This is a genomic window from Alkalihalobacterium chitinilyticum, from assembly GCF_029028005.1.
Classification (GTDB): domain Bacteria; phylum Bacillota; class Bacilli; order Bacillales; family Bacillaceae_F; genus Alkalihalobacterium; species Alkalihalobacterium chitinilyticum.
In genome coordinates this window covers 1-22,084 of record NZ_JAOTPO010000031.1, presented here as the reverse complement: position 1 = coordinate 22,084, position 22,084 = coordinate 1, and the positions used below count along the sequence as shown (strand labels likewise).

Below are 22,084 nucleotides of genomic sequence, written 5' to 3'. Positions count from 1 at the left end.
TGTTTTTAGATTAATATAAATTAAGTAGCTATTATTTTAGATTGAAAGATGATTAAGATAGGATTCCTAATCGTTTCGTTAAAATTTCATTCATAATTTGAGTCGTCCCACCGCCGATGGATTGAATTCTAGCATCGCGCCAGTAGCGTTGAACAGAATACTCCATCATATAACCGTTTCCACCATGAATTTGAACTGCTTGGTCCGTTACTCTGCGAATCATTTCAGCAGTAAATGCTTTTGCCATTGTAGCTTCTGTTACACAATCTTCACCTTTATCGTACAAATACAAGGCGCGGTACGCTATGCTTCTAGCTTTTTCAATGTCAACAGCCATGTCAACCATTTTATGGCGAAGTACTTGGAAATTAGAAAGTGGTTGACCAAATTGAATTCTTTCTTTACTATATTTCTTCGTATCTTCCAAAGCCAGTTCTCCAAGACCTACACTTCCTAGCGCCATACTAATTCTTTCAAACTGAAAATTTTGCATGATGTATTGAAAGCCATTGTTTTCTTCACCGATTAAGTTTTCCTTAGGTACACGGACGTTATCAAAGAATAGTTCTCCAGTATCCGACGATCTCCAACCTAATTTTTTTAATTTTTTTCCCACGGAATACCCTTCAGAACTAGTTTCAACAATAAATAGACTTATATTTTTATGAACGGGTTCTTCCTGAGTTTTGGCTGCAACGATGACATAATCAGCATTGACTCCGTTCGTGATAAACGTCTTCGAACCATTTAGAATATAGCCATCCCCATCTTTTTTTGCAGTCGTCTTCATTGCAGATACGTCCGAACCACCGCCTGTTTCAGTAATGGCTAATGCTGAAATTGCATCTCCCTTAATACCAGGTACAAGGTATTTTTGCTTTTGCTCATCATTTCCATATTTCCAAATATTCGTCATCGCTATGCCTGTATGTGCTCCTAATGATGCACCAATACCACCAGAACCACATTTAGCGAGCTCTTCAATTAAAACGGCTTCAGTAATAATATCCAATCCACCGCCACCGTATTGTTCTGGAAACTTAATTCCTAAGTAGCCAAGTTCACCCATTCGTTGATACAAGCTTCTCGGCACTTCTCCATCTTTTTCCCACTGTTCCACATTAGGTTTCACTTCTTTTTCAACAAACTTACTTACTGCTTTTCGAAACATTTCATGTTCTTCAGTAAATATCCAATGAGACATTATTGTCCCTCCCTTTCTCATAAGCCGATTTGTTTAGCGATAATTTCCTTCATGATTTCATCTGCTCCTCCACCGATACGTGGCAAACGACTATCTCTCCAGTTTCGTTCAATTGGATACTCGTTCATATAACCATTTCCACCATATATTTGTAGAGCACGGTCAGATACCCAATGAGCCATCTGAACTGCTGCAAGTTTTGTCATTGAAATTTCCTTAGCAGGAACCTCTCCTTTAGAAAATCGATAAGCAGTTGAATACGTTAACTCTCTGCAAATTTCAATTTCGGATTTCATCTCCGCTAATAAATGAGCAATCACTTGGAAGTTACCAATCGGTTGGTCAAATGCTTTTCTGGATTTGGCATAATGTAGAGCATGTTCATAAGCGTACTCTGCTCCACCAATTGCTCCTGCTGCACCCACCATTCGCTCACCTTGGAGCTGCCACATGATTTGGTAGAAACCCTTCCCTTCTTCTCCTAGCAGATTTTTATGCGGAACCCGCACATTATCAAAGATAAGCTCTGCTGTATCAGAAGATCTCATCCCAACTTTATCTAGCTTTTTACTAACTGAAAAACCAGGACGGTCCGTTTCAACTAAAAAGAGACTAATCCCTTTTGGTCCAGGGTCATCTGAAGTCCTCGTTACTAGAGTGACAAAATCAGCTCTCGTTCCATTTGTAATATAAGTTTTTGTGCCATTTATTACCCATTCATCTCCATCACGTCTTGCTCTCGTTCGAATGCCTTGCACGTCTGAACCGTGATCAGGTTCTGTAATTCCGATTGCAGCGATTTTTTCTCCTCTAATAGCTGGAGTTAGAAAGCGTTCATGCTGATCTTTTGTACCAAATTTATATATTGGAGGGGTTGCCATATCTGTTTGTACAGCTATAGCCATTGGTACACCACCGCAACCGCATTTATTCATCTCTTCTGCTAACACAATAGAAGTGAAGTAGTCTCCTCCTTGCCCACCAACTTCTTCAGGGTAGTGTAAACCTAGGTAACCGAGTTCTCCCATCCTAGTAAATAACTCTCTTGAAAACTCTCCTGCTTCTTCCCATTCATCTACAAACGGCGCAATTTCTTTTTCCACAAATTTGCGTACTGTTTTACGTAGTTCATCATGTTCTTCCGTAAAATATGGCTCATATGGCATATTGTTCACCTCATTTAATAGTTTCTAACACGAGTTGTTCATCGACTTCAATTTCCATTCGTAATAAATTGGAACCAAAACACTTCCCTAAATTATCTAATCGGATAGAGGAAGAACCTCCTCCGTTTAACGCTTCACTACAGACAAAGTTCAAAGCAAAAATATTTGGCATTTCAAATCGAACAACTTCCCCTTCTACTAGGCCATTAAAATGTTCCTTAACTTTTTCTGGGGTTACTTCAGTAAGGAAAATGTTATAGATTTCTTGATTTGGTGCAAATAAGGCAACATTGACTGTATTTCCTTTGTCACCTGACCTAGATTGTGCAATTTCCTTTAGTTTTACTTTGACCATTCTTTACACCTCCTCAATTTCTACCTTCAGATGCTCCTCTACCATTTCACGTGGTATTAATGCTGACCACATGCCGATTAGAGCCCTCGGAGCTGCATTTCCAGTAAAGCCACTCATCGTCGGTGGACCATTTAAGGCAAGCGGTGGAAATAACCGACTAAAGCGAGCTGCTTCTGGTTTCGTTTTGGCTCTAACTGCCATTCTTAGAAATACTTCATTCAGTTCATCAGCATGATCATGTGCTAATGGACCATGCAAAGAGTTGTATCCTAGAAAATCAGTTCTTACCTCATCGTAGTTCCATTGCATTCGTTCCATTTGTGTTCGAATGATTTCATCAACCTTTTTAGCTTTTAACATTGCATCCGGCCAGGTGAATCCAACAATCACTTGACCTACGTATCCATTTTCATAACCCATAACTGCTTTCAATGTATTTGGCTTCGGTTTTCCTTTCGTTCCAGTTACTTTTACTTCATTTGGTCCGATATTTTCTAGTTTTACATTTGTTAAATCAACGACAACATCAGGTGTAATATAAGCTGAAGGGTCGTGGATCTCATATAACATCTGTTCTTTTACAGTATCGACAGTTACTAGTCCTCCACGGTCCTCTACCTTACTTACTACAAACTCACCATCTTCCGAAACTTCAGCAATCGGATAACCTATTTGATCAAACCCCTCAATTTCCCACCATTTTCCACTGAAATTTCCACCAGTTGATTGTGCTGAACATTCGAGTAGATGCCCCATAAATACACCACTAGCCAGTCGATCCCAGTCGTCTTCACTCCAATTAAACTCATAAATCAACGGGGCTAGAAATTGTGCTGTGTCTGTCGTTCTTCCTGTGATTACGATATCCGCACCTAACCTTAGGGCTTCAACGATCGGCTGTGCACCTATGTAAGCGTTTGCAAATTCAAGCTTACTTTTCACTTTTTCAATAGTTTCACCCGTTTCTAGATGGGTTAGGGCTACTCCTTTTTCTTGGAATTCCTCAACGCGATCAAGCACGTTATCACCCGTTACAACAGCAACTTTTAAATTTTTAATTCCGAGGTCTCTTGCAACCTTAAGGACTTCCTGCTGGGCTCCCACGGGATTAATTCCACCTGCATTCGTTAAAAGCTTAATTCCTTTTTCCTTTACGTATGGAAGGAGGGCTTTCATTTGCATCGAAATATCCTTTGTATAACCTGCATTTTCATTCTTTTTCTTGTCTTTGACTAAAATGGCCATCGTTAGTTCTGCTAATGCATCAAAGCAAATGTATTGAACATTTCCTTTTTTTGCAGTTGCTATAGCAGGTTCAATCGTATCTCCATAAAAACCTTGGGCAGCTCCTATGCGTACCGTTTTCATTCTACTTTCACCCCCACATTAATTAAGAATTATTAATCGTCGCGATTACATCGTCTTCTTGAACAAAGTCACCTTCTGCCACTTTTATGGAGGCTACAATACCGTCATGAGTAGCTTCTATGGGGATTTCCATTTTCATCGACTCTAATATCACTAAAACATCCCCTTCTTTGACGACATCGTTTTCCTTGACTTCTACCTTCCAAACGTTCCCACTCATCGAAGCTTGAATTTCTATCATCATTACCTCTCCTTTTTATAACAAAATATATTTTTATTTTCCTGTCCAGTTGGGACGTCGCTTCTCTAAAAATGCTGTGGCACCTTCACGTAAGTCTTCACTCATAAAAGAAACGAGGCGCAGGTTGGTTAAATAATCAAAAGACTTCATTAAATCCATTTGTTCCGTCGTATAAAAAGCATCTAAGCTTAATTGAACAGCTAACGGGCTAAATGATGCGACTTGCTTTGCTAGTTTCATTGTTTCAGCATCAAGTTCATCATGCTCCACTACTCGGTGAACTAAATTTAAATCCTTCGCTTGTTGTGCTGAAATAATTTCTGCTGTTAACATTAATTCCATCATATTACGGTCTCCAATAGCCCGGCGTACCCAAGGCATTATCACAAATGGAACTAAACCAAGCTTTAATTCAGTTAGACCTAATTTCACTTCTGTTGATGCAATTGCTAGATGACTCATCGCAACAAGCCCCGTTCCCCCACCTAAAGCAGGACCATTTACTGAAGCAATGAGGGGTGTCTTAATTTCAGCACCTACTTTGAAGAGTTCAGTACTTGCTTTTCCCTCAAAATAAAGTTCAGGTGCTTTTTTTTCTAGGTTTTTCTTAAACTCCTTTAGATTGCCCCCGGCAGAAAACGCTTTTCCTGCACCTGTAAGAACAATTGCTCTAATAGCAGAATCATCGTCTGCTTTTCTAATTGCTAATAGTAATTCATTTGCAGATTTCTCTGTTAAGGGATTTCTCATTTCAGGTAAATTTAAAGTGATTTTAGCAACATTTCCTGATACTTCATATAAAATGGTTTCGTAGTTCATAGTCACACCTCTTTGTGAATTGATAATTTGACAGTCATCTTTAACATTGCAAGTTATGTGCCAAAATTAAAGTAGCTAAATGACAGCAAACTTTTTAAGATAGCTGGACACCATAAAGGACAATTGTTCATTTGAGTGAACAATTACTTAACAACTGTTCACTTAAATGAACAACAGTTTATTGTAATTTTTTCTCAGTATTGCTATAATCATAAGTATATTAATATTACTGAATTTTCTGTTTTTAGGGGTGGTCTTATTGATCGTAAAAAACTTTACAACCGTTGATTATATTAATCTATCTCCTGAAAGCACAATTCGCGAAACAATTGCTGCTTTTCTTCATCATCGAGTAGATATCGGTTGTATCACGAGAGAAAGTAAACTAGTGGGCATCGTACATAAGCATTCAATCCATCGTGCATTGTTACAAGATTTTTCAATGGATGACTCTATCCAACCGTTCATCAATGAAAGTGTCGTCACCATTAATAAAGATCAGCATTTAACAGAAGCTAGAGAGATTATGATTGCAGGAAATGTCAGTCAAGCTGTTGTTCTCGACGAGACAGGAAAGATATATGGCATTATGTCAAAGTCTGACCTTGTTACCTCCCACATGACAGCCCTTGAAAATACGCTGAATAGATTGACATCTCTTATAGAAAATTTACAGGATGCAGTTATATTAGTAGATCCTTCTCTCAAGATTACAATGTTCAATAAAACATCTTTATCATTACTAGGTCTAAATAAGAACACATTAAATGGCACATCCATAGACCGAGTGTTGCCTCCATTTAAAAAATGGTTAATAGAAACATTGAAGACGGGAGAAATTCAAGAAGCTAAGCGAATTCGTTATCGTGAGTTAACAGTTATTGCCTCTTTTATCCCTATTCGGGAATTTAACCAAATATCTGGTGCCATGGTAGTGCTAAGAGATGTCACTTCATATGAAAGTATTGCTAATGAATTAGAAACAACAATCAAATTGAAAAAAATATTAGATAGTGCCCTTGAATTGGCCTATGACGGTGTCGTCGTAACCGACAATAATGGAGTTATTACCCTGTCAAACCAGGGCTTTCTAGACTTATTACACTTCGAAAAACAAAATGAAATTATCGGTTTCCCCATTACAGAAATTGCACAACAAATTCCCTCACATCAAAGTCTAACCCTGAATAAAAAAAACGAAGGCGAACTCATCAATATAAATCATAAAAACTGTATAGTAGCTCAAATGCCCATTTATCAAAACGGCCAAAAATTAGGTGCCATCTTTAAGATAATTTTCCGTCAACTAGATGCTTGGAAAGATATGCTTTTACACATGGAACATTTAGAACATGAGATTTCCTTCTACCGCGGAGAATTAATCCGAATTTCAAAAGAAAACGATCCTTTTGCCCATGTAATTACAAATAATGATGCAATGCAAAAATTCAAAAAAGAAGCCACGATAGCTGCAAAATCATTTTCAACAATATTAATAACTGGTGAAAGCGGGACAGGAAAAGAGCTTATCGCTGAAGGTATTCATACTGCTTCGGGAAGAGAAGGCGCTTTTATTAAAGTCAATTGTGCTGCTATTCCAGAGGAACTATTAGAGTCGGAATTCTTTGGTTATGTGGAAGGAGCTTTCACTGGTGCTAAAAAAGGTGGGAAACCAGGAAAATTTGAATTAGCTCATAATGGAACTTTATTTTTAGATGAGATTGGCGATATGCCTTTAGCTCTACAAGTAAAGCTATTAAGAGTTTTACAGGAACAAGAGTTTGAAAGAATTGGAGCAACGAAAACGACGAAAGTAGCCGTTCGTATTATTTCGGCAACGAATAAAGACCTTGTAACCCTTGTAAAAGAAGGTAAATTCAGAGAAGATCTTTACTACCGGATTCATGTCATTCACTTAAATATTCCTTCTTTACGGGATCGCATCGATGATATACCTATCCTTTGTAATCATTTTGTTAAGAAGATTAACCTCAAAACAAATAAAAAAATCTTCGGTGTTACCCCAAAAGTCATTCAAGTTTTTCAAAATTATCATTGGCCAGGTAATATTAGACAATTAGAAAATGTTCTTGAACGTGCCTATCATTACTGTCAAAAAACAAAAATTGAAGTGCACCATCTTCCTAAAGAGATCCTGGACAGTTGTGATGTATTAGCAGAACCTGTGGCTTCCCTACCCAAAAATGAAGCTGACTTACCAATTAACCGACAACGCTCAATGGACCAAACCGAAAAACAAGTAATCATTCAAGCCCTCCTACAATGTGAAGGTAACCGTACAAAAGCAGCAAGATTGTTAGGTGTAAGTAGAACCACACTCTATCAAAAAATTAAAAAGTATAATATTAAAGAGGAACTCAATTTCACAACTTCTTATTAAACGTTAAGTTGGTTTGCCGGGTTATGAAAGCGCTTTAATTATAATCCAGCAAACCAAAAATATGAGAAAAAAGTAGAGTTAAAAATAACTCTACTTTGAAAACTCATTTTTACTTTAAACTTTTGAAATTGACGAATTGCTAGTTACCATCTGTACCGCTTGCTGGTACTCTTCTTTCATTTCACGAACAACTTCTGCAATCGGTTGAACGTTCTTAATCGCTCCAACTCCTTGTCCAGCTGACCATACATCCTTCCATGCTTTTGCTTCGTTTTCATGGTGATCAGCGTGAGCTACATCTATTTTATCAGGTCTTTGTAAATTATCTAGATCAAGACCGGCTTTTTGTAGACTAGGAATAAGGAAGTTTGCATTAACTCCGCTAATTGCATCGGTATAAAGAATATCATCCACATCTGATTCTACTAACATTTCCTTATACCCTTCACTCGCCATTGCTTCTGTTGTAGCAATAAAACGAGTACCCATATAAGCGAAATCTGCTCCAAGTACTTGTGCCGCAAGTACATCTCTTCCGCTCGAGAGACAACCTGCTAAGATCGTAATTCCATTCCAAAATTGCTTGACCTCAGCTACAAAGGCAACTGGGTTAATCGTACCGCCATGCCCTCCTGCTCGATTACAAACAAGAATTAACCCGTCAACCCCACAAGTTGCTGCTTTCTTGGCATGTTTCGTGGAAATAACATCTGAAAACACAAGACCACCATATTCATGAACAACTTTCACTACTTCAGCAGGGTTTCCTAGTGAAGTAATAACAATTGGTGGCTGATATTTCTTTAATAATTCTAAATCCGTTTCAAATCGTTTATTGGAACGGTGAATAATGAGATTAACTCCCCACGGGGCAATTTTTCGGTTTGGCTCTTCTTTTCTTGCTTGGTCTAACTCTGCATTGATTTGATTCATCCAGTCTTCTAATATTTCTCCAGTACGAGCATTTAATAATGGGAATGTCCCAATAATTCCAGCTTTACACCCTTCTATGACCATTTCCGGCCCGGAAACTAAAAACATCGGTGCGGCTATGACTGGCAACTCGACTTGTTCTGTAATATTTACAGGTAGTAGACTTGACATTCTTAATCATCCTCACACTTCATAGTTTATTTATCTAATTTGCAATAATTAAAATCACTTAGAAACTAACTGATTTTAACGAGTTGCTTACCGAGGTTATCACCTCTAAATAATCCTAGAAACGCATCTGGTGCATTCTCTAATCCTTCAACGATATTTTCCTTATATTTAATTTTGCCTTCACTTAACCATTTTGCTAAATCACTAACGCCTTCTCTATATTGATCTGCATAGTCTGAAACGATAAATCCTTTTAGCAGAACACTTCGCTTTAGGAAATTCCCTAAGAAACGCGGGCCCATTTCAATTTGTGTATCATTGTAGTGTGCAATTTGACCACAAAGTGCGATACGAGCGTGAAAATTTAATAGTGAGAATACAGCATCTGAAATTTCCCCGCCTACGTTATCAAAGTACACATCAATTCCATTCGGACAGGCTTCTTTTAATGCTTTGCGAATGTTATCAGTCGTTTTATAATTAATAGCCGCATCAAAGCCTAATTCCTCTGTTAAATACGCATTTTTTTCATCAGAACCAGCGATACCAACAACACGACATCCTTTGATCTTAGCAATTTGACCCACGATCATACCGACAGCTCCAGCTGCACCAGAAACTACAACAGTTTCTCCTTCTTTTGGTTGACCAATATTGAGTAATCCAAAGTACGCTGTTAAACCTGGCATTCCTGTAACATAAAGAGCAGTGGTAATAGGCGCGCGATTAGGATCTATTTTTCGAATTTGATTCCCATCAATAGCCGTATAATCTGCCCAATCAAGGAGTCCCGTTACGGTATCACCTGGGTTAAATTTAGTATGTTTTGATTCAATTACAGTACCAACTACTCCACCTTGGAGAGGTTTGTTCAGTTCAAATGGCGCTGTATATGATTTCGCATCACTCATCTTTCCTCGCATATAAGGATCTACCGATAAATATTGAGCTTTTACGAGAACTTCATTTGGTTCTAATGAAGGAATCTCCGTTTCTACAAAGCTATATGTTGATTGATCTGGTAATCCATTTGGTCGTTGTGCTAGTAAAATTTGTCTGTTTCTACTTGCCACGTTCTCACCCTCTTTTTTGAAATAATAATCTATACTTTGCTTTCTATCTTTATTAAATTCTATATTTCTTTGAAAACTCCTTGAAAAAATCAAGATTTTTTTAGAATTTTCCAATAAAGTGTGGTTCAATATAGGTAATAAGAATTATTCGAGAAGAATATTTTTCCGTATCATTTTTCTCGTTTATAATACTAGATTATTTATTTTTACATATTTTTTAAAATCGTACACTAATATATAAATTGGAGGAATTGAAGATGACATTAGATTCGCAAGCCAAATTCTTTTTAGACCAACTGGCCACTGCAAAAACTCCACCTGTAAATGAACTTTCCGTGGAGGAAAATCGCGCAAACGCTCAAAAGTTTAAATTTTTAGGTGGAATTCCTGAACAAGTAGCTAAACTAGAAAACACTTCTGTTCCTGTTGACGGCGGTGAAATTAACATTCGTATTTATACACCTGAAGGCGACGGTCCATTCCCTGTCTTCATATATTTTCATGGTGGCGGTTGGGTTATTGGAGATATAGAAGTGGTTGATCCACCACTAAGAGCTGTAACAAATCGCGCGGAAGCCATAGTCGTTTCTGTCGATTACCGGCTTGCCCCTGAACATCGCTTTCCTACGGCAACTGAGGATTGTTATACCGCTACTAAATGGGTAGCCGAAAATATTACCCGTTATAACGGTGACCCAAGTCGGATTGCGGTAGGTGGGGATAGTGCAGGTGGAAATTTAGCTGCTGTTGTAACATTGATGGCTAAAGAGCGAGGTGGTCCCACTATTTCTTTTCAAGTACTCATCTACCCAGCCACTAACTTCGCTAATAATACATTATCCCATCGCGAAAATGGTGAAGGATACTTTTTAACCAAAGGAGCGATGGACTGGTTCGCTCAACAGTATATAAGGGAAAATGAAAAGGAATTACCTTACGCTTCGCCCCTTCTAGCAGAAGATTTGACAGGTTTACCGCCTGCTTTAGTAATTACAGCACAGTATGACCCGCTACGTGATGAAGGTGAAGCCTATGCTAACCGACTTAAAGAATCCGGCATTCCAGTTGAAGTCACAAGGTATGATGGAATGATACACGGTTTCTTCTGGATGGCAGGCATTATAGATCAAGGAAAACATGCGATTGATCAGATTGGTAGTGCTTTAAAGAAAGCTCTTTCTTCTTGATATCGTAAGAACTATTTAACTTTCTTAGATTATCAGATGTTACGCCAAGCAATTTCTCTTCAGAAATATTCCATTATTGTTTTTCTAAAATACATTAGTTTTATTCCGAATATAAATTGTATATATAACTTTAAAAAATCATAGAATTGAGGGGTAAAATGACCGAACGTACTTTAAGCGAGATCCCGACGCTAGAAACGGAAAACTACTTCCTTCGAGGAATGACTAATGAAGACGTTACTGACTTATTTGCATTTATGAGTAACTCCGAAACGATGAAGTTTATAACGCCACACCCCGTAAAATCAGAACATGAGCTCCAGGCAACCATTGAAACAAGCCTTGAGAATTTTAGAGAAGAAAAAGAAATTCCTTGGGTAATCATTCACAAACAAAGTGATGAAATCGTTGGAATGTTTCGCTTTCATAAGTTAAACTTGTGGCATAAGAAAACGGAGATGGGTGTTGTTATTCGGAGAGACTTCCAAAGGCGCGGTGTGATGTCAGAAATACTAGCAAGTGTGCTCCCGTATGGCTTCAATACACTAGGATTAAACCGCATCGTTGGGGACATCTTTGCCAAAAATAAAGGCTCTGAAAAATTACTAATGAATTATGGATTTAAAAGAGAAGGTACATTAAGACAAACCGATTTCGACGGGACTCAATACCATGACACGGTCGTATTCTCTTTGTTAAAGTCTGAATTCACTTCAAGACAAACGTCTGTTTAATGTACATAATAAAAAGTGGTACCTGGCACCCATAATACTTGGTGCCAGGTACTTTTTACACATTTCACATAGCGATTATTGGTTTTCTAACAGATTTAATAATAAATCAGGTCGATCTGTGATAATACCATCTGCCCCTTGATCTAGCAGCAGTTTCATCGTTTCTTCATCATTGATTGTCCAGTAATGAACTTCCATTCCTTTTCGATGCGCTGCTTTAATCAATCTGGAGCTGGTTAAGTCAAAGATGCTTTCTTCTGTTGGAATTTGTACGGCATCTACATTCGGTCTATAGAGTCCGTTCAAAAACAACTTATTAAAAACTACAAAGTTAGTAATCTCTTCTCGGCCTCCACTTATTGCTACTCTTCCATCTGCCAACTCATCGAACGCTTCAATAATAGAGTGATCAAATGAGGCAATTAATACACGTTCCTCAAGCTCATACCGTTGAAGAAGTTCCCATAACAATTCGCTCATTACCTGATGACTACTTGGTGGGTTTGTTGCTTTCAACTCGATAACCATCTTCATTTCAGAAAAGTTGTCAAAAATTTCTTCTACTGTAGGTATCGTTATCCCTTTTCCTCTAAAACTGTATTCACCATCTAGGTCTTGGAAGTAATATCCTGCATCAAGCTGTTGAATTTCTTCTAAAGTGAGTTCAGCCACACTCCCCTCACCATCCGTTGTACGATCAACCGTTGAATCGTGAATAGCAACAAGTTGTTCATCTTTCGTAATATGGACATCGAACTCGATGACGTCCACACCTAATTGCCTAGCCTGTTCAAATGCCACGATTGTATTAGAAGGCGCCAAATGCTCTCCACCTTGATGTGCAATCACCATTGGTCGCTCACTTTCAAAAAATGGCTTCGCTGCTCGTTCTTGTACAGGTAAAAAATTTAGAATCATCCACACACCTATGATTACTACAATAATTGTAATCATTACAGATAACCAACGTCGCTTCTTCTGTTGATTTGTTGCTATATTCGCCATACGTCTCTTCCTCTCATATATAATTACTATTATGAATTCGCCTCTAGTTGTTTCTTCCCTTTAATTTCTTTATTAAGATAATATTAATTAATTTTTCATGTTTAATTCGCCACATAAAAAAATACGCAGCACGATTGGCGCTACGTAAAAAATCATTATCATTTTACTGTCTTTACAATAAACGAACTGACTTCGTTTTCATCTTCCATCATTTCTTCACTAAAAATGGTATTTGTTTGCGGGTCAAAAACGACAGCTTTAAAACATTTTTCTTGCTCATTATAAAAGAGTTCAACTGCATCGCCAAAATCTTCAGGAGGTCTACTAATATTAAAAGTCTCGCTTTCCACCTTACCGCTTCTTACATTGGCAATTTTGTCCTTCATTGCTTCTTTTAGTTCTTCCTTATTCATATAGTTCTCCTTTCCAAAGGTTTTTAATTGTTAGTATCAATCTGTAATGCCATTCTATTCAACCTTTTCAAGAACAGAGTAAAAGAGCATCTACATTAAAGATGCTCTCTTACTCAAAGATTTTATATTTTCTCGATGTCTACGCGTCCAGAGAAAAATGTTGCTCCCCCACCCATGTCTGCTACTCGATCGGGTGCGAGTGAATTAACGAAGTATTTTTTTCCTGGCAAATCAGCCCATAATCCCTGACTAACGACTACACCTGGTAAAACATTTTCTCCAACTGATGCAATCAGTTCGCATTCGCCACGGTCATTCCAAACTCGAACAGTATCACCATCTTCAATGGAGCGTTTTTCTGCATCTTTGCTATTCAAATGCAATCGTGGATATTTTTCTAAAGAAATATGCTTTTCATTGTTGGAAAACGTTGAATTTAAAAAGTTATGATTCGGTGCTGGAATAAATAAAAATGGCAAATCACCATCATTTACAATTGGCGTATACGTTGGCAGTCCTGGATATCCATCTCGTTCCATTTGTTCGGAATACAGTTCAATTTTTCCACTTGGTGTTGGAAGATTATTTAATAAATTAATTCTTCTATCTGCCTTTACATATTGTTTTTCAATAAGTAATTCATAGTTGATGTCCTTTACGTACGGATTATCTACATCGTCAATTGACTGACGAATTAATTGTTCATCTGTATCCTTGAATGCTTCCTCTTGAAACCCAAAAGCCTTAGCGAATAATCGAAACACATCAGGATTTGATTTACTTTCCCCGTACGGTGCGATAACAGGCTGCTGGATTTGCATATAATGGTGCCAATATGACGTATAAAAATCTGTATTCTCAAACGAAGAAGTCGCTGGTAATACAATATCTGCATACATCGCCGTCTCTGTTAAAAACAAGTCATGAACAATTAAAAATAAATCATCTCTTACCAACCCTTGACGAACTTTATTCCCTTCTGGTGTAACTACTGCAGGATTACTGTTATAAACATACATAGATCGAATTGGTTGGTTCGTCTCCAATAATGCTTGCCCGATCAAGTTCATATTAATAACACGAGCGTTTTTATTCTGTCTTAGTTCAGGGCGTTGGAGAGCTTTTACATTATGATTTAAAAAGGCACCATTTCCTTTAATTGCACCGCCACCTCTTACCACCCATTGTCCAGTTAAGGCAGGCAGACACGCAATTGTCCGAACCGCCATCCCCCCGTTATCATGATGCTGTAAACCGTTTCCGATCCGGATAAACGAAGGGGACGTCTGACCATACATTCGTGCAAGTTTATATATATCCTCAACAGGAACTCCAGTAATACTAGATACCGTGTTAGGGTCGTACTTCTCTACGTGATTTCCTAATTCTTTGTATCCTACTGTATAATTCTTTAAAAACTCATCATCAATCATGTTCTCAGAATATAAAATATGCATAATTCCTAGCGCCAGTGCCCCGTCGGTACCAGGTAAAATGGGAATGAACCAGTCGGCTAAGCGCCCTGTTTGATTTTTATGCACATCTATTACGACGATTTTCGCTCCATTTTTTCTTGCCTTCTGTGCGAGTGCCACTTGATGCATATTCGTACTAACTGCATTTACACCCCAGAAAATAAATAATTTCGTATCGATCGTCTCCTCAGGATCAGTCCCGAAGCTACCACCCATTGTATAACTATACCCTTTGGATCCAGCTGCCGAACAAATCGTTTGATCCTGAATACTTACACCTAATCGATTGAAAAAGCGGCGGTCCATTCCTTCCGCACTAATTCTTCCCATGTTTCCATAAAACCCATAAGGAAGAATGCTTTCAGGGCCTTCACTATCAATCAGATGAGTCCAGCGATCCTTAATTGCTTTAATTGCCTCTTCCCAGCTAATTCGTTCAAACTTCCCTTCCCCTTTACGACCTACTCGCTTTAGAGGATACTCTAATCGTTTCGGGTCATAAATTCGGTCGGTCATATGACGAACTTTGTTACAAATGTTTCCTTGTGTCACTGGATGATCGGGATCACCAGCAACTTTAATAATTTTTCCGTCTTTTTTTTGCAACAGAAGACCACATTGATCAGGACAGTCAAGTGGACATACTGCTGGAAAAACACCATTTTGCTCTTTTGTATAGGCCATATAAATATCCCTTTCATCTCATTAATCTATTTTTTATACCTAGTTTTATAAGAAAATCATATTCAAGTAAAATAAAGACATAATAGTAGAGTACCATTTTTTTTTCACTATCGCATCTAATTCATATGGAAATAGTTTAGATTATCGAAATAAAATTTTTTGTCTATAGATATGGTATATAATTTTTCTTCTAGCTCTATACCAAATTTGGGATATAATTGAAATGTAATTTTCATGATTATAAGTTCAATGTTTGGACAAATGAGAAGTTTCAATCGGCATATACGGATGTACTAACAGACGATTCTAATCAATTAATTATCGATCATCTAGTTTCATTTTATATGATCACGAAAAACTGCTTCTTAAAACAGCTCATTTAGAAGGGATTTTAGAATACCTGTCAAATAACGATAATTAACTTACAGGTGTAAACGAAAAAAAAGACAAATGAGTCTCCTTAATTATAATAGAAAGCCAGTCCACCATAAGTATGGGTGAACTGGCTTATTTCGTTTTCTACCACTATCCTGTTTTTCGACTAGTATTCTGATTCACTTTTACTTCTTCGACGTTATTTCTTTCTTTTAAAATCTTTAATGACTTGATCAAATAGGTCGGGATAATCTGTAAAAATCCCCGTCACTCCCAAGTCTAATGCTTTCCTCATATTTTCTTCTGTGTTCACAGTGTACGGGTGAATGTGTAAACCATTATTTCTAACACGCTCAACATAATCTTGGTTAATACGATTTAAGTTTGGTCCCACCCCAATCGCATATTGTTTAATACTATTTAACTGTGCTTCCGCTGCCTCTCCAAGTAAGGGAGTAGAAATAAGTTGAACAAGCGGTATATTTGGGTTCATTTCATTGATTATAAGTAAGCTGTCTGGATGAAAGGATTGAATAATAACATTGCTTGAACGACCGTTTACACCTGTTAATTTGTAGGCATCCATTAACTCTAGTAACGTTTCTTCCATTCCAGGATATAAAGCTGGTGATTTTGTCTCAATATAATAATTTGTGCTTCTGCCGAACCGCTGAAAAATCTCTTCTAACGTCGGCACCTCAAGTCCAACATATTCTTCCTTGGCCTTCCCTGGGTTTCTAGTATTAAACCACGAACCGGCATCTAGAGATTTAATTTCTTCAATTGTTAAATCTTTTACCGCCCCTTTTCCATTGGTCGTCCGATTAACCGTTGTGTCATGCATGGCAATTAAAGTACCGTCTTTCGTCATTTGCAGATCAATTTCAATGTAATCTGCTTTCATTTTTAAACCGAGTTCGTATGCAAGCATCGTATGTTCAGGAGCATGTCCAGATGCTCCACGATGAGCAACGTTTACAATTTTTTGTTCTGGAGCTGGAAAACTTGACTGACTTGCCGCTAACGACTGACTAGGTCCAAATAACTGTGTGACCAAACCTAAACCTACAACTAACATTGCTGACCTTTTCAACCACTTTTTCATTTAAATCTCTCCCTTCATATTTACAAATTTACTATAAGAGAGAAGTATTAAGATAAATCCCTATTTTTGTAAAGATTAGTGAGAAGTAGTCAAATGAGAACATAGACTTAATCTACTATAATTAATTCTCCTTAGTATATACACTTTATTTGGATACTAGTCTGTATAAACGCAATATAAACACTCCTTTAATATCACGACTTAGGTATAGAATTTAAAGACGCTCCACTCCTAGAATTCAAAATCTAATAATATTCTGTTATATTTTTTACGAAAATTAAGCTAATTTTACGAATTATTCAATTATATATATAAAAATTTACCTATTAATAACATTTTTTCAATAAAAGATATAGGAACGTCTATCTAATTAATTATTCTGAAAATTAGGTCTTACGCTATTCGAAATACCTTTTTAGTTACTCTATCATTGACACATAGATGAGAAAAAGGAGGTAAGAATTAAATTTTATTTAGGAAAACGTAATAGATCAAATCTTTTATTAAAAAAAACGTAACAGGAAGGAGTTTTATGATGCATAACACACTCAAGAAATCTATTATCGGTTTCCTTACTCTTGTACTAGTCCTCTCTTCATTTAGCTTTAGTGCATTAGCAAATGGAAAAACTGAGGTTAATTCAAATTCGGAACGTTTACTAGTCGTGTTCAAATCTGAAAATCTACCAAATAACGTAGAACAAATCATTTCAAATGCTGGTGGAGAAGTTACTTATGAGGTTCCTCAAATTGGAGTCATTGAGGTTACAACAAATACACCTGCTACTTTCCTAAAAGAAATGATGAACAATCGTCATGTATTATCAATCGGACCTTCTCAAGAAGTAACGCTTGATTTACCTGAATTTGAGGTTGCTAGTGAAGAAGTTGCTTCAGCAGCTCCAATTGAAAACATTTGGGAGTCTGGCTATCAATGGGACATTGAGCAAGTAACGAATAATGGAGCTAGCCATGATCTTTTAACAAATAATATTGATGAAGTAGTCGTTGCCGTTATTGATAGTGGTTTTGACTTTGATCATCCAGATTTAAAAAATAATGTAGATTTAGAAGGTTCAAGAACATTCGTACCTGGTACAGAAGGTGTAACAGACTCTTGGGATTATAACAGTCATGGTACTCACGTAGCTGGTACAATTGGAGCAGACGGCAATATGAAAGGTGTGGCTCCAGGAGTAACATTACGTTCTTATCGCGTGTTTGGTGCAACAGGTGGCGCACAACAAATTTGGATTACTGATGCCATTATTGCAGCTGCTAACGATGGTGCTGATGTAATCAACATGAGCTTAGGTGGTACACGTTTACTTGGTCAATGGTTCTACACAGATCCCGAGACTGGTGAAAAAATTCGCGGTGGAAACAGTGCTGCAGACTATGTTGCTTATAATCGTGCCATTCGCTACGCAGTAAACCAAGGAGCTACAGTTGTCTCTTCTGCTGGTAACTCCGAACAAGATTTAAAAAGCCCTGCAAAAGTTGCAGATTGGCAAAATGCTAACCGAAATGACGGTTGGGAAGCGCGTGGTGCTGTATTCTTCGTACCAGCACAAATGCCTGGGGTAATTACAGTTTCCGCTACTGGTGGTGGCTTTGGAACGGAAGATCGTTTAGCGTTCTATTCTAACTATGGAAATGGCGCGATTGACTTAGGTGCACCTGGTGGAGATTTAGGACCAGATAGACTTGGTGGAAGTAAATACTTAGTATTAAGTGCAGTTCCAACTTACATGAACTTTAACACCGGCCGTGGTCCAGAAGCTAAAGCTTTATTTGGTAACGGCTATGGTTGGAAGGGTGGTACTTCAATGGCTGCTCCTCAAGTTTCAGGTGTAGCAGCAGCGTACATCGCTCAACAGTTAGCGGTAACAGGTAAAAAACCTTCTCCAAACCAAGTACAAACTCGTCTTCAACAAACAGCAGTTGATGCTGGTAAAAGAGGATATGACGAGATTTATGGACATGGTATCGTAAACGCTGAACGTGCTTTATTAAACATTAGAAGATAATTACATTTTAAGATAATTACATTTAGTAAAAGAGGAAGGCGCATATCGTTGCCTTCCTCTTTTTATGGAATCAATCATTAGCTAACTGATTCTTACATGAATACATATTACATGTTTCTATAATTATAATATCTCGTCTAATGTACACAATAATAATGCGAGTTCCATGATAGCTGGATGTAACTTAAATACTTAGCAATTATTAAACTGTTTAAGCTTCTTATTCTTATTAGAAATAGAAGTGTATTTCTATTGGATGACACAGTTGAAAGGATACAAATATGATTACAGATATGCAATTGGTCTTTCTAATTTTAATCATAACTACCATCTGCTTTCTTATTCCACGTTTCAGAGCAGATTTAGTTGCTATTAGTTCTCTTTTAGCTTTATTATTAACAGGTTTAATTGATGTACCAGAAGCATTTGCTGGCTTTTCTAATAGCGTAGTCATCATGGTTGCCGCTTTATTTATTGTTGGAGCAGGTGTTTTTCAAAGTGGACTAGCTCAAAAAGCCGGAGATTTATTAGTTAAAAGTACAGGTAATAGTGAATTGAAACTAACCATTTTTATGCTTGCTTTAGTAGCTGTTTTGAGCGGCTTTATAAGTAATACTGGAACGGTCGCTATTCTCCTGCCTATTGTTGTTAGTTTGTGCAGGCAAATGCAACTTCACCCTGGAAAGCTTTTAATTCCTCTAGCTTTTGCTAGTAGTATGGGCGGGGCTTTAACACTAATTGGTACAGCACCAAACTTAATCGCAAGTCAGAGCTTGCATGATGCTGGATATGGTGCACTTAACTTCTTCTCGTTCACACCGATTGGACTAATTATGCTCTTAGGAGGCATTCTTTATTTATGGTTTATTGGGCGAAGAATGCTCGATAAACCTGTTGATAATAAAGATGGTACATCAGGTACGTTTGATGCAGCTGAGCTAGTTGATCAATACGGAATAACAAATTTCATTTTTTCTGTGAAAGTACCTCAAGAAAGCAGCATCATAGGCCATACGATCAAACAGCTTCACTTACCAAGTACGTATCATATTACCGTTCTAGAATTAATTAAAGAAGGGGCATCTTCCCTATTAAACCTTGCGGGACGTACACAATCTCAAAGAATAACGGTAGAGCCTAGCTATGTAGTTGAAGCTGGAGATACTTTTCTTATATTTGGTGAAGAAGATGCCGTTATAAAATTATGTAATGAGACCGGAATGACTTTATATAAAGGAGAAGCCTATCAACTTGAGGATTCTCATTTAGCTGAAGTCATTCTAACGCCACAATCAAGATTACTTAATCAGACCATTAAGGAAGTTAATTTTAGAGAAAAGTACGGATTATCGGTATTAGCAATGAAGCATCAATTTAGACCAGCCAAAAAGGCGACTGCTGACGAAAAATTGCTTTATGGAGATTCGATTCTCGTTCATGGGAAGTGGAAAGATATCAATCTTCTTTCCGCTGAAAAGAATGATACCGTTGTACTCAAATCGTCTGCTGAGGATACGGATCCAGCAAATACTACTAAAAAAAGTAGGATTGCAGGTGTCATCCTATTTTTCATGTTACTTGCGATGGTGTTTGAATGGGTTCCTGCAGTTGTCGCCATTGTCGTTGCTGCCTTACTTATGGTATTTACAGGGTGTGTGAGACAAACAGATCAGGCGTACCATGCTATTAACTGGCAAACTGTCATTCTTATTGCCTGTATGCTTCCAATGGCTACAGCATTAGAAAAGACAGGCGGGGTAACCTTTATGTCTGAAGGCCTCATCCAAAGTTTAGGAGCGATTGGACCTATTGCTGTCCTTGCAGGTCTGTATGCTATTACTTCAGTGTTTAGTCAATTTATTAGTAACACTGCTACAGCCGTTTTGTTATTTCCAGTTGCTATTTTAACAGCCGAACAATTAGGAGTGAGCCCTTTTCCTATGGTAATGGCCGTTGCCTTTTCTTCGAGTATGGCATTTGCTACACCTGTAGCTACACCTCCTAACGCTATGGTTATGGCCGCAGGGAAATATACATTTCTTGACTTCGTAAGAGTAGGTATACCTTTACAACTCCTCATCGGCTTAATTGCGGTCTTGTTGCTGCCGTTTTTCTTTCCTTTTTGATATAAAAAGGTTAGTTGTGAGAGGAAGGTCTTCTATTCAAATAACGTAACATGACCTTCCTTTTCACTTCTCCGCTCTTCCCCACGACCGCATTCACTCATCCGTTTTATACAAAAGAGCAACCCGTTTGGTTTCCTCTTGCTGGGAGTCGATGCATCGCTTCGAACTTTCTGACAATGCACTCTAAAGCAAAAATTCCCTTATGTACTTAACTAAGTACTTTTGCTTCTGATGACGTTTCATGTATTATAATGTTCGTCTATTGTTTCACGGACTAAGAGGCTCTTATTTTTATATAAACCAATGTTTTAAAGACTTATGAGGACTGGGAGGCTCTTATTTACATAAAATTATGTGATATTCACGGAATTTTCATGCAATAAGGGCCTGTGAGTCCGCAAAATAAATTAAAAGGGCATTTGGAACATAAATAAGGGCTTCTCAGTCCTCTTAATACATAAAGGAGTATCTACTCAGCCCTTTGAAAAGAAATTTTAACTAATGATAAACAAAGTGAATCTAAAAAAAGCACTACCCATTTGGATTGTGCTTTTTGCCTAGCGACGTCCCTCTAAACCTTTCTTTCCTACGGGGAAGTGGTCCATGAAGCCTCACCTTCGATGCCCCTCATGTCGTTCTACGAAAAGAAAGGTTTCCTCTCACAGGGGGACTTGATGCCTTGCTTCGAACTTTTCACATGATGTTTCCATCGGCTGATCCTTCGAAGCATTTGCCTCTTCGAGCCAAAGCTCTTCACCGCCTGAAGCTTACTCACCCTTTTTTCATACTAAAAAAGCACAACCCATTTGGATTGTGCTTTTTGCCTAGCGACGTCCTACTCTCACAGGGGGAAGCCCCCAACTACCATCGGCGCTGAAGAGCTTAACTTCCGTGTTCGGCATGGGAACGGGTGTGGCCTCTTCGCTATCGCCACTAGACTATTAAAATTGTGATAAGCTTCGAATTTCTTCGTTGACTGCGCTCTTTGCGTTGCTCATGTACCCTTTAAACGTACATTCCGCTACTCGTGAGCTTGTCACCTCGAACTTCTCGCTTCTAACAATTTTACTGGATTTTAATAAATCCTTATTAAATTGAGAGTGGTTCTCTCAAAACTGGATAATGGCTAGATGAATTCAACGCTTTATTATTGTCTAGCTTCAATGCCTAGATTTTTGTGTCGTTTCACTTCTTCAGTTGAAGTTACCACTTCGCCTTCT

General features: G+C 37.9%; 17 protein-coding genes and 1 rRNA gene. 5 read left to right on the top strand and 13 right to left on the bottom strand.

Annotated features, from left to right (window positions below; translation table 11 throughout):
* Positions 1-52: 52 nt before the first annotated feature.
* From N7Z68_RS23595 to N7Z68_RS23570, 6 genes are read right to left on the bottom strand one after another with little or no spacing between them, the layout of a single operon-like run.
* The gene (locus tag N7Z68_RS23595) at positions 53-1,204 is read right to left on the bottom strand and encodes an acyl-CoA dehydrogenase family protein (protein ID WP_275120884.1); all 1,152 of its coding nucleotides are present in this window, start codon (positions 1,202-1,204) and stop codon (positions 53-55) included.
* Positions 1,205-1,221: 17 nt separating this feature from the next.
* Positions 1,222-2,370 (bottom strand): acyl-CoA dehydrogenase family protein, encoded by a 1,149-nt coding sequence (locus N7Z68_RS23590; RefSeq protein WP_275120883.1) that lies wholly within the window; start codon positions 2,368-2,370, stop codon positions 1,222-1,224.
* Positions 2,371-2,380: 10 nt separating this feature from the next.
* Positions 2,381-2,725 (bottom strand): AtuA-related protein, encoded by a 345-nt coding sequence (locus N7Z68_RS23585; RefSeq protein WP_275120882.1) that lies wholly within the window; start codon positions 2,723-2,725, stop codon positions 2,381-2,383.
* A 3-nt stretch (positions 2,726-2,728) separates the two neighbouring features.
* The gene (locus tag N7Z68_RS23580; protein ID WP_275120881.1) at positions 2,729-4,093 is read right to left on the bottom strand and encodes an acyclic terpene utilization AtuA family protein; all 1,365 of its coding nucleotides are present in this window, start codon (positions 4,091-4,093) and stop codon (positions 2,729-2,731) included.
* A gap of 22 nt (positions 4,094-4,115) precedes the next feature.
* On the bottom strand, positions 4,116-4,334 hold the full coding sequence (locus N7Z68_RS23575; protein ID WP_275120891.1) for a biotin/lipoyl-binding carrier protein: 219 nt from the start codon (positions 4,332-4,334) through the stop codon (positions 4,116-4,118).
* A 33-nt stretch (positions 4,335-4,367) separates the two neighbouring features.
* Positions 4,368-5,153, bottom strand: a complete 786-nt coding sequence (locus N7Z68_RS23570; RefSeq protein WP_275120880.1) for an enoyl-CoA hydratase/isomerase family protein — start codon at positions 5,151-5,153, stop codon at positions 4,368-4,370.
* A 259-nt stretch (positions 5,154-5,412) separates the two neighbouring features.
* Here N7Z68_RS23570 and N7Z68_RS23565 point away from each other — a divergent pair, with 259 nt between their 5' ends.
* Positions 5,413-7,554 (top strand): sigma 54-interacting transcriptional regulator, encoded by a 2,142-nt coding sequence (locus tag N7Z68_RS23565; protein ID WP_275120879.1) that lies wholly within the window; start codon positions 5,413-5,415, stop codon positions 7,552-7,554.
* 114 nt (positions 7,555-7,668) lie between these two features.
* Here the strand turns inward: N7Z68_RS23565 and N7Z68_RS23560 are convergent, their stop codons facing one another.
* Together N7Z68_RS23560 and N7Z68_RS23555 are read right to left on the bottom strand one after the other, a co-directional pair.
* Positions 7,669-8,658 (bottom strand): NAD(P)H-dependent flavin oxidoreductase, encoded by a 990-nt coding sequence (locus N7Z68_RS23560; RefSeq protein WP_275120878.1) that lies wholly within the window; start codon positions 8,656-8,658, stop codon positions 7,669-7,671.
* A 65-nt stretch (positions 8,659-8,723) separates the two neighbouring features.
* The gene (locus tag N7Z68_RS23555; protein WP_275120877.1) at positions 8,724-9,731 is read right to left on the bottom strand and encodes an NADP-dependent oxidoreductase; all 1,008 of its coding nucleotides are present in this window, start codon (positions 9,729-9,731) and stop codon (positions 8,724-8,726) included.
* Positions 9,732-9,988: 257 nt separating this feature from the next.
* Here N7Z68_RS23555 and lipP1 point away from each other — a divergent pair, with 257 nt between their 5' ends.
* A complete protein-coding gene (gene lipP1 / locus N7Z68_RS23550; protein WP_275120876.1) occupies positions 9,989-10,918 on the top strand; it encodes a LipP1 family hormone-sensitive lipase in 930 nt (309 codons plus the stop codon).
* A gap of 158 nt (positions 10,919-11,076) precedes the next feature.
* Entirely contained in the window at positions 11,077-11,652 is a 576-nt protein-coding gene (locus tag N7Z68_RS23545) for a GNAT family N-acetyltransferase (RefSeq protein ID WP_275120875.1), read from the top strand.
* 75 nt (positions 11,653-11,727) lie between these two features.
* On the opposite strand, the gene N7Z68_RS23540 is transcribed toward N7Z68_RS23545, so the two are convergent.
* From N7Z68_RS23540 to N7Z68_RS23525, 4 genes are all read right to left on the bottom strand, one after another.
* The gene (locus N7Z68_RS23540; protein WP_275120874.1) at positions 11,728-12,657 is read right to left on the bottom strand and encodes a glycerophosphodiester phosphodiesterase family protein; all 930 of its coding nucleotides are present in this window, start codon (positions 12,655-12,657) and stop codon (positions 11,728-11,730) included.
* Between the two features lie 158 nt (positions 12,658-12,815).
* Positions 12,816-13,070 (bottom strand): hypothetical protein, encoded by a 255-nt coding sequence (locus N7Z68_RS23535; RefSeq protein WP_275120873.1) that lies wholly within the window; start codon positions 13,068-13,070, stop codon positions 12,816-12,818.
* A 122-nt stretch (positions 13,071-13,192) separates the two neighbouring features.
* The gene (locus tag N7Z68_RS23530) at positions 13,193-15,229 is read right to left on the bottom strand and encodes a molybdopterin oxidoreductase family protein (RefSeq protein WP_275120872.1); all 2,037 of its coding nucleotides are present in this window, start codon (positions 15,227-15,229) and stop codon (positions 13,193-13,195) included.
* Between the two features lie 574 nt (positions 15,230-15,803).
* On the bottom strand, positions 15,804-16,709 hold the full coding sequence (locus N7Z68_RS23525; protein ID WP_275120871.1) for a glycerophosphodiester phosphodiesterase: 906 nt from the start codon (positions 16,707-16,709) through the stop codon (positions 15,804-15,806).
* A gap of 532 nt (positions 16,710-17,241) precedes the next feature.
* Here N7Z68_RS23525 and N7Z68_RS23520 point away from each other — a divergent pair.
* Together N7Z68_RS23520 and N7Z68_RS23515 are read left to right on the top strand one after the other, a co-directional pair.
* Complete coding sequence (locus N7Z68_RS23520) at positions 17,242-18,738, top strand: S8 family serine peptidase (protein ID WP_275120870.1); 1,497 nt, start codon at positions 17,242-17,244, stop codon at positions 18,736-18,738.
* A gap of 281 nt (positions 18,739-19,019) precedes the next feature.
* Positions 19,020-20,864: an SLC13 family permease gene (locus N7Z68_RS23515; RefSeq protein WP_275120869.1), complete on the top strand. Its 1,845-nt coding sequence runs from the start codon at positions 19,020-19,022 to the stop codon at positions 20,862-20,864.
* 822 nt (positions 20,865-21,686) lie between these two features.
* Here N7Z68_RS23515 and rrf read toward each other — a convergent pair.
* Positions 21,687-21,802 (bottom strand): 5S ribosomal RNA (gene rrf / locus N7Z68_RS23510).
* Positions 21,803-22,084: the final 282 nt, after the last annotated feature.

Coding starts and splice junctions, on each gene's coding strand:
- N7Z68_RS23525 (WP_275120871.1), bottom strand. CDS start 16,709: ATGAAAAAGTGGTTGAAAAGGTCAGCAATGTTAGTTGTAGGTTTAGGT.
- N7Z68_RS23575 (WP_275120891.1), bottom strand. CDS start 4,334: ATGATAGAAATTCAAGCTTCGATGAGTGGGAACGTTTGGAAGGTAGAA.
- N7Z68_RS23540 (WP_275120874.1), bottom strand. CDS start 12,657: ATGGCGAATATAGCAACAAATCAACAGAAGAAGCGACGTTGGTTATCT.
- N7Z68_RS23595 (WP_275120884.1), bottom strand. CDS start 1,204: ATGTCTCATTGGATATTTACTGAAGAACATGAAATGTTTCGAAAAGCA.
- N7Z68_RS23585 (WP_275120882.1), bottom strand. CDS start 2,725: ATGGTCAAAGTAAAACTAAAGGAAATTGCACAATCTAGGTCAGGTGAC.
- N7Z68_RS23545 (WP_275120875.1), top strand. CDS start 11,077: ATGACCGAACGTACTTTAAGCGAGATCCCGACGCTAGAAACGGAAAAC.
- lipP1 (WP_275120876.1), top strand. CDS start 9,989: ATGACATTAGATTCGCAAGCCAAATTCTTTTTAGACCAACTGGCCACT.
- N7Z68_RS23535 (WP_275120873.1), bottom strand. CDS start 13,070: ATGAATAAGGAAGAACTAAAAGAAGCAATGAAGGACAAAATTGCCAAT.
- N7Z68_RS23530 (WP_275120872.1), bottom strand. CDS start 15,229: ATGGCCTATACAAAAGAGCAAAATGGTGTTTTTCCAGCAGTATGTCCA.
- N7Z68_RS23515 (WP_275120869.1), top strand. CDS start 19,020: ATGATTACAGATATGCAATTGGTCTTTCTAATTTTAATCATAACTACC.
- N7Z68_RS23580 (WP_275120881.1), bottom strand. CDS start 4,093: ATGAAAACGGTACGCATAGGAGCTGCCCAAGGTTTTTATGGAGATACG.
- N7Z68_RS23520 (WP_275120870.1), top strand. CDS start 17,242: ATGATGCATAACACACTCAAGAAATCTATTATCGGTTTCCTTACTCTT.
- N7Z68_RS23560 (WP_275120878.1), bottom strand. CDS start 8,658: ATGTCAAGTCTACTACCTGTAAATATTACAGAACAAGTCGAGTTGCCA.
- N7Z68_RS23570 (WP_275120880.1), bottom strand. CDS start 5,153: ATGAACTACGAAACCATTTTATATGAAGTATCAGGAAATGTTGCTAAA.
- N7Z68_RS23590 (WP_275120883.1), bottom strand. CDS start 2,370: ATGCCATATGAGCCATATTTTACGGAAGAACATGATGAACTACGTAAA.